Raw genomic sequence first — 6,607 nt, forward strand, 5'->3', positions numbered from 1 at the left:
TTGCTACTCGCTATGAGAAATTAGCTCGTAATTTTAAATCGATGCTTTACTTGGCTTGCTCTATTATTCATGCTAAGTTAAATTGAGGACACGCCCTAGAAAAATTTTAAAATTTATTATTGCGATATTGCTGGTGCTGCTGTTGATTGCGGCCATTTTGGGCATCATGCTCTACCGCAACATCGGCGCATTGCCCGATGAGCGTCGTTTTACCGATTTGCCATATTATAAAAACGGTCAATTCGTGAACCTTTATACCGAAGATTTACCGTATTACCCCGAGCGAGCTACCGGGCAGGGTGGGTTTGTGCTCCATGATGGTTACACGCCGAAAGGGCGTTTGCCGATGGTGATGTTGGACAAAACCAGTTTCAGACGGCCTGAACAATTTGCTTATTATTGGCTGGGGCACGCTTCGGCAATTTTAGAATTGGACGGGCAGCGTTTCTTAATCGACCCTGTGTTGGATAATGCCAATCCGCTGAATGCGCCTTTGGTTGCGCCGCGTTTCCAAGAAGCGCCGATTCAGCGCAAGGATTTGCCTGAAATTGATGTGGTGCTGATTTCGCACGATCATTACGACCATTTGGAAGCGGCGACCATGCGTTATTTGGCGGATAAGGCCAAGCGGTTTGTGGTGCCGTTGGGCGTGGGCGCACGATTAGAATCTTGGGGTGTGCCGTCTGAAAAGATTACCGAATTGGGTTGGGGTGATGACACGATGGTCGGCGATATCAAGCTGATTGCAGAACCAACGCAGCATTATTCTTCACGCTGGACGAATGACCGCAATAAAACCTTATGGGCATCGTTTGTCCTTGAGGGCAGCAGGCGGTTGTATTGGAGTGGGGATACAGGCTATGCGCAGCATTTTAGTGACATCGGCCAAAAATACGGCGGCTTCGACCTTGCGTTTATCGAAATCGATGCGGCCAATGCCGGCTGGCCGAAAACGCATATGTTCGCCCATGAGTCGGTGCAGGCGGCGTTGGATTTGAAGGCGAAAAAGATGGTGCCGATGCATTGGGGAGTGTTCAGCTTAGGGCGCAATCCGTGGTATGAATCGATTGATAATGCAGTGAAAAGTGCCAAAGAACATGGCTTGGCGTTGGATGTGCCGAAAATGGGCGAGCGCTATGCCGATGGTTTTGTCGGCGAAGAATGGTGGACGGATAAATCATTGCGCCGTGAATAGTTGATGTTTTGGCATGAAAAGGCTGTCTGAAAGTATTGCTTTCAGACAGCCTTTTCTGTTATTGGAAATTGCACTTGTTAGGCGAATGTAAGGGCCTTTTTATATTTAAGCGTGTAATAAGCGTTTGAGTTTTTTCAATTCCGCCCATGCCTGCGCTTTTAAATGGGTTTGGCGCAATAAGCGTGCCGGATGGGGGATCACAAAATAAGGCCGCTCGCCGCACACGGTTTGCATGAGCGTGCGTTGGTTCTCGTGTTCAAAAATTTGCCCCAAAAACAATACCGCTTTGGCTTGCGATTGCGCCAATTCCTTGGCCAATTCATCGGCCGCCGCTTCAATTTGCGCATCGCTTGGGTTGGCGTTGCTGATGGGGGCGGATTTTACCCAGCAGGTTTTGTGCGCCTGTTGCGGCTGCAAGTCAATCGCGGCCAGCATATTGTCGAGCAACACGCCCACGCTGCCGCTGAACAGTTGATTGGCGGCGCTGTCTTCCGTAGAAGGACAAATGCTGACAACCATGATTTCAGACGGCCTTACATCAATTTGTAAAGGCGGTAGGCCGTCTGAAACAAGGGTTTGGTTTTCTTGAGCCGTAGGGCTTTCGGCGGGATTTTCGACATTGGCACGCAGTTGTGCCGGTGTGGCAGCGGGTGGCGCTATCGGCGCATGTTTCTTTTCGTTCACCAAGGCCGCCGCAGCTAAGCGGGCGTGATGGGCGGCAGGTGAGAGCGAGCGCACGGCTTCCGCAATCGGTTGCGCAGCCGCTTGCGCTCGGGCATTCGGCAAAGAGCGCACGTTGCCGCCGGCCGTTTCAGACGGCCTGACGCGCGCTTGCTGATTGAGCCACATCGGCCCCAATCCCAGCGCTTCGTGCAAATGTAAATAGCGGCTGCTTAACATAGGAATCGTTTCAAAATATGCCGTCGTTTCAGACGGCCTTGTCCATCAACACCGCATCTTCGCGGCGGCCATCGGGCAGGGAATAATAATCTCGGCGGCGGCCGCATTCGGCAAAACCGTATTTGCGGTAAAGCGTTTGCGCCGCTTGGTTACTGTCGCGCACTTCCAAAAACAAACGCGTGATGTTTTGCGCAGAGACCGTCTGGAACCATTGCGCTAATAAGGCGGCGGCAATGCCTTGGCGGCGGAATTCGGGCGCGGTGGCAATCAGGTGCAGTTCCGATTCGTCGCACACGCTTTGCCACACGATAAAGCCGCTGATGCAGCCGTCGGTTTCGCTCACCAAAACCGTTTCCGTGCGGCTTTCAATGGCCGATTCAAATTGTTTGGCCGACCATGGCGACGGATTGCTGAGTGCGTCAATTTTTGCCAAAATAGCACAATCTGCCGAAGTTGCCGAGCGAATCATGCTTGGCCTTTTCGTTCGGCTTGTTCTTTCGCTGTTAGGGCAATTTTATTGCGCACATACAGCAATTCCGCCTGCGCCGCATCGGTGGCCGGATAGCGGCCGGTCGCGGCTAAGTTCAGGTAATCGGCAGCGGTCGGCATATCGGCTTCACCGTCAAACGGCGGTTGGTCGGTCAACGCAAACGCATTGCCGATGCCGTCTGAACACGTCATGCCGTCGGGTGCGGTGATTTCTGCGGCTTTGCCGACTTGATAATCGCTCAAGCGGCGGTGGCTGGCGGTATCGAACCAAGCGTAAAACACTTCACCCATGCGCGCATCGGTGGCCGCCAACACGCAAGGGCGGTCGGGGCGCTGGTAGGCCACGGCATCTAAACAAGGTACGCCGATTAAGGGCGTGGCAAACGGTGTCGCCAAACCTTGCGCCACGCCGGTGCCGATGCGCAAGCCGGTGAACGCGCCCGGGCCTTGTGCATACACAATCGCGCCCAAATCGGCGGCGCTGATGCTCGCTTCGGCAAACAACACGCCGATTTGCGGCAAAATCAGCTCGGATTGCTTGGTGCCGACCGCTTCATGATAGACATGGGTTTGATCGCGGTGGCGTAGGGCGAGCGAGAGGTAGGAAGTGCTGGTGTCGATGGCCAACACAGGGCGGTTAAAATCGGCTTGCATGGTGGGTGCTTTACAGTTTTTTCAGACGGCATTATAGCATTGCTTGACTTATAATATCGCTTTTGAACATGCTTGAGGCCGTCTGAAAGATTCGGTATGCAAGCGGTTTGGTTAACCATCAGATGGAACGGTTTGCGCTATGTATGTAGGACGTTTTGCCCCCAGCCCGACGGGTTTGCTGCACATCGGCTCGCTGCTGACGGCGCTGGCTTCGTATGCCGATGCCCGTGCGCACGGCGGCAAGTGGTTGGTGCGCATGGAAGATTTGGATCCGCCGCGTGAGATGGCCGGTGCCGCCGACCATATTTTGCGCACGCTGGAAGCTTTTGGCTTTGAGTGGGACGGCGAAGTGGCCTACCAAAGCCGCCGCCATCATTTATATGAAGACGCTTTAGGCCGTCTGAAAGACAAGGGCTTGGTGTATCCGTGTTATTGCAGCCGCAAGGATTGGCAGGCGGCAGCGGGCATGGGGGCGGATGGGTTTGTGTACAACGGCCGCTGCCGTGTGCCTGAACACAGGCCGTCTGAAAACGGTAAACCACCGGCGTGGCGCATTCGTGTGCCGGATGAAGTGATTGGTTTTGATGATGCGATTGTCGGCCATTATGCGCAGAATTTGGCCAGCGACATCGGCGATTTTGTGCTGCTGCGTGCAGACGGTTTTTGGGCGTATCAATTGGCAGTGGTCGTGGACGATGCCGAGCAGGGCATCACGCATATTGTGCGCGGGCAGGATTTGCTGGTGTCTACGCCGCGACAAATTTTTTTGCAATCTTCTCTTGGGTTTATGCAAACGAGCTATGTACATCTGCCGCTTTTGGTGAACCAATCGGGGCAAAAATGGTCTAAACAAACACTTGCGCCAGCGCTGGATGATTCGCAAGTCGAGTTATTGTTACGGCAGGTTTCGGCTTATCTGAATCTGCCGCCTGCGCCGCAAATTGACCGTCCGCGCGATTTGCTCGATTGGGCGGTGGCACATTGGCAAATCGGCCGTGTGCCGCAGCAAGCGATATGCACCGAATGAGTTGGTATAGATGCGACAATTTCGGCTTTTGGTTACTTCGTTTTTGTTAAAGTTTGTAAGTAAGTTGGCCAAGATATGTTTCTTAAACTGAAATCCTTTAATATAGTGGGTTAATCCAAACGGGGGTTGAATGGTGGGGGCTTGCGCCAAGCTATTCAATCATGGATTGTTATGAAAAAAGTGTATTTTTTCATGCCACACAGACTCAGATTCTTTCGGCTTGATTGCCAGGCCGTCTGAAATATCGTTAACCATTAAAATAATCGGAGTATATATGAAGTTAAAAGCTATTGCTACATTGGGCGCATTGGCGTTGTTATTACAAGCTTGTGCAACGCCACACGTGGTTCAAACCAAAAAAATTACAGACAACGAGCTGACCTGCAGTCAAATCAAGAGCGAAATTGCTGAAGCTGAGGAATTTGAGAAGAAAGCACGTGCCGAACGCAAAGTAACTGGCAAAAATGTTGCAGCAGCAGTATTTTTCTGGCCAGCCCTACTTGGCACATACTCAAATACCGAAGAAGCAATTACTGCCGCCAAAGAACGTCAAGCATTTTTGACAGATTTGTATTCTAAGAAAAACTGTCAATAATGCCAAATTAGACATTTAAAGAATGCCAGAATATGCCAAGTGCTATTATTGTAGAAGATGAAATGCTAGCCGCTGAGCGCTTACGGGTTTTATTAGAAGAATGCAATGTTGTGCTGCTGAAAACATTTCATCATGCGCAGCCTGCATTGGATTGGTTGAGCGTGCATGAAGCGGACGTTGTGTTCGCCGATATCGGTTTGCCGGAAATCACCGGTTTGGAACTGGTCGAACGCATCAAGCGCGTGGCCAAACGCCAGCCGGAAGTGATTTTCACCACCGCTTACGAAGAGCATGCTTTGCGTGCTTTTGAATTGGCTGCAGTAGATTACCTGCTCAAGCCAATGAAAATGTCACGCTTGCAAACCACGTTAGAGCGCGTGAGCGAAAAATATCAGGAAAAAGCAGACGATTTCACCCATTTCAAAGTGTTAAACCGCAACCGTATGGTGGAAATCCCTTGGCAGCAGGTGCGCTATTTGTTGGCCGAACACAAAACCGTATTTTTGTTTACCGGAGACGGCCAAAGCTACGAGCTACCGAAAACTTTGGTGTATTGGGAAGAATTGCTGGGGGAAAAAGTCATCCGTATTCACCGAAACGCCTTGGTGTTCCGCCATACCTTGGAGTGCCTGATTCGCTTAGACGATGAAGAAGACGAAAACAATGCGACATGGGGCGCCCGAGTGCTTGACGTAGAAAAACCGCTTGCCGTCAGCCGCCGCCAACTGGCCGCTATTCGAAAAATTTTGAAAAACGGCGCATAAACGATTTATCATAAAACCCTGCTTAACAAAGCAGGGTTTTTTATTTCAGACGGCATAAAGGTCTCAGGCCGTCTGAAAATCAACATTAGGCTGAAAGGATAAAACATGGCTTTAGAAGTATATTTGGTGCGCCACGGCAAAACTGTTTTCAATAAAGTCGGCCGCTTACAAGGCTGGAGCGATTCGCCCTTGCTGCCGGAAGGCAAAGAAGTTGCCCGCGCATTAGGACGGGCATTGCAAGGCAAGGTCGATTTCGATGCCGCGTTTTGCAGCGTCAGCCCACGTGCCGCGGATACCGCGAAAATTATTTTAGAAGCCAAAGACCAAGCCGATTTGCCTTTAGGCGTAATTGAAGAAGTGCGCGAATATTGTTTCGGCGGCTTTGAGGGCGACTTGGTGCAAAACGTGCATGGCCTGATCGCGCAGCATCGCGGTTTTCCATCGATAGAAACCTGGCTCGAAGCCTACCGAACCGGCAAGCATCATCTGCTGGCCGAAACTGTGAGCGAATTAGATCCGTTGGGTTTGGCTGAAAATGAAGCCCAATTTATGGGTCGTCTGAAAAAAGGCTTGGATATTTTGCGCCAACAGTCACCCATCGATGGCAAAGTTTTGCTGGTGTCGCATGGTATGGCGATTACAGGAATATTGAAATTGATTGATCCGCAGTCAACTTTATATAGAAGTGTCGAAAATGCAACAGTTTCACGGCTTTGGTTTGGAAATGAGGGATGGAAAATCGGATCGATTGGAGAGAGTTTATCCGAATAAAATAAAGATTCAGATTAAATGAATGTATAAATTAAATAAATTTATCCAAAATCCAATCGTGATTTGCTTGGCAGTAAATTTCAAAATTTACGCTAATATCAAATTTAATAAGAGGCTTAGGAAGCAAAAATATTAAATTGGGTTATTTCGAAGCATCTTCATTAATATTTTACCTAAATCTTCATGCCGGTGGTTAAACCTAAACTCCGTTT

Annotated in this window: 8 protein-coding genes and 2 pseudogenes; 6 read left to right on the forward strand and 4 right to left on the reverse strand. The window is 50.3% G+C overall.

Annotated features, from left to right (window positions below; translation table 11 throughout):
• Together CRG49_RS11765 and CRG49_RS11770 are read left to right on the forward strand one after the other, a co-directional pair.
• Nucleotides 1-86: pseudogene (locus tag CRG49_RS11765) on the forward strand (IS5/IS1182 family transposase); the annotation flags it as partial.
• Nucleotides 87-133: 47 nt separating this feature from the next.
• Nucleotides 134-1,195 (forward strand): MBL fold metallo-hydrolase, encoded by a 1,062-nt coding sequence (locus CRG49_RS11770; RefSeq protein ID WP_198515169.1) that lies wholly within the window; start codon nt 134-136, stop codon nt 1,193-1,195.
• A gap of 105 nt (nt 1,196-1,300) precedes the next feature.
• Here the strand turns inward: CRG49_RS11770 and CRG49_RS11775 are convergent, their stop codons facing one another.
• The 3 genes from CRG49_RS11775 to tsaB are packed head-to-tail and all read right to left on the reverse strand — an operon-like array spanning nt 1,301 to nt 3,238.
• Nucleotides 1,301-2,095 carry a uracil-DNA glycosylase family protein gene (locus CRG49_RS11775; RefSeq protein ID WP_095502175.1) on the reverse strand — a complete coding sequence of 265 codons (795 nt, stop codon included), beginning with the start codon at nt 2,093-2,095 and terminating at the stop codon, nt 1,301-1,303.
• Between the two features lie 28 nt (nt 2,096-2,123).
• Nucleotides 2,124-2,564, reverse strand: a complete 441-nt coding sequence (rimI, locus tag CRG49_RS11780; RefSeq protein ID WP_095502174.1) for a ribosomal protein S18-alanine N-acetyltransferase — start codon at nt 2,562-2,564, stop codon at nt 2,124-2,126.
• A complete protein-coding gene (gene tsaB / locus CRG49_RS11785) occupies nt 2,561-3,238 on the reverse strand; it encodes a tRNA (adenosine(37)-N6)-threonylcarbamoyltransferase complex dimerization subunit type 1 TsaB (protein ID WP_095502173.1) in 678 nt (225 codons plus the stop codon). The genes rimI and tsaB overlap by 4 nt, the downstream gene beginning before the upstream one ends.
• Nucleotides 3,239-3,377: 139 nt before the next feature.
• Here tsaB and gluQRS point away from each other — a divergent pair, with 139 nt between their 5' ends.
• The 4 genes from gluQRS to CRG49_RS11805 all read left to right on the forward strand — a co-directional run bounded on the left by gluQRS (nt 3,378) and on the right by CRG49_RS11805 (nt 6,395).
• Entirely contained in the window at nt 3,378-4,265 is an 888-nt protein-coding gene (gene gluQRS, locus CRG49_RS11790; RefSeq protein WP_095502172.1) for a tRNA glutamyl-Q(34) synthetase GluQRS, read from the forward strand.
• Nucleotides 4,266-4,539: 274 nt separating this feature from the next.
• Nucleotides 4,540-4,860, forward strand: a complete 321-nt coding sequence (locus CRG49_RS11795) for a hypothetical protein (protein WP_095502171.1) — start codon at nt 4,540-4,542, stop codon at nt 4,858-4,860.
• Nucleotides 4,861-4,892: 32 nt separating this feature from the next.
• Nucleotides 4,893-5,624, forward strand: coding sequence for a LytTR family DNA-binding domain-containing protein (locus CRG49_RS11800; protein WP_095502170.1), 732 nt, complete (start codon nt 4,893-4,895; stop codon nt 5,622-5,624).
• A gap of 105 nt (nt 5,625-5,729) precedes the next feature.
• Complete coding sequence (locus CRG49_RS11805; RefSeq protein ID WP_095502169.1) at nt 5,730-6,395, forward strand: histidine phosphatase family protein; 666 nt, start codon at nt 5,730-5,732, stop codon at nt 6,393-6,395.
• Nucleotides 6,396-6,527: 132 nt separating this feature from the next.
• On the opposite strand, the pseudogene CRG49_RS11810 reads toward CRG49_RS11805, so the two are convergent.
• Nucleotides 6,528-6,607: pseudogene (locus CRG49_RS11810) on the reverse strand (IS1595 family transposase); the annotation flags it as partial.

This window comes from Neisseria sp. N95_16 (assembly GCF_002551535.2).
In the GTDB taxonomy this organism is placed as follows: Bacteria; Pseudomonadota; Gammaproteobacteria; order Burkholderiales; family Neisseriaceae; genus Neisseria; species Neisseria brasiliensis.

Excerpts from the sequence above, each read along its gene's own strand:
- CRG49_RS11795 (WP_095502171.1), top strand. The coding sequence starts at position 4,540 with ATGAAGTTAAAAGCTATTGCTACATTGGGCGCATTGGCGTTGTTATTA.
- CRG49_RS11805 (WP_095502169.1), top strand. The coding sequence starts at position 5,730 with ATGGCTTTAGAAGTATATTTGGTGCGCCACGGCAAAACTGTTTTCAAT.
- CRG49_RS11800 (WP_095502170.1), top strand. The coding sequence starts at position 4,893 with ATGCCAAGTGCTATTATTGTAGAAGATGAAATGCTAGCCGCTGAGCGC.
- rimI (WP_095502174.1), bottom strand. The coding sequence starts at position 2,564 with ATGATTCGCTCGGCAACTTCGGCAGATTGTGCTATTTTGGCAAAAATT.
- CRG49_RS11775 (WP_095502175.1), bottom strand. The coding sequence starts at position 2,095 with ATGTTAAGCAGCCGCTATTTACATTTGCACGAAGCGCTGGGATTGGGG.
- tsaB (WP_095502173.1), bottom strand. The coding sequence starts at position 3,238 with ATGCAAGCCGATTTTAACCGCCCTGTGTTGGCCATCGACACCAGCACT.
- gluQRS (WP_095502172.1), top strand. The coding sequence starts at position 3,378 with ATGTATGTAGGACGTTTTGCCCCCAGCCCGACGGGTTTGCTGCACATC.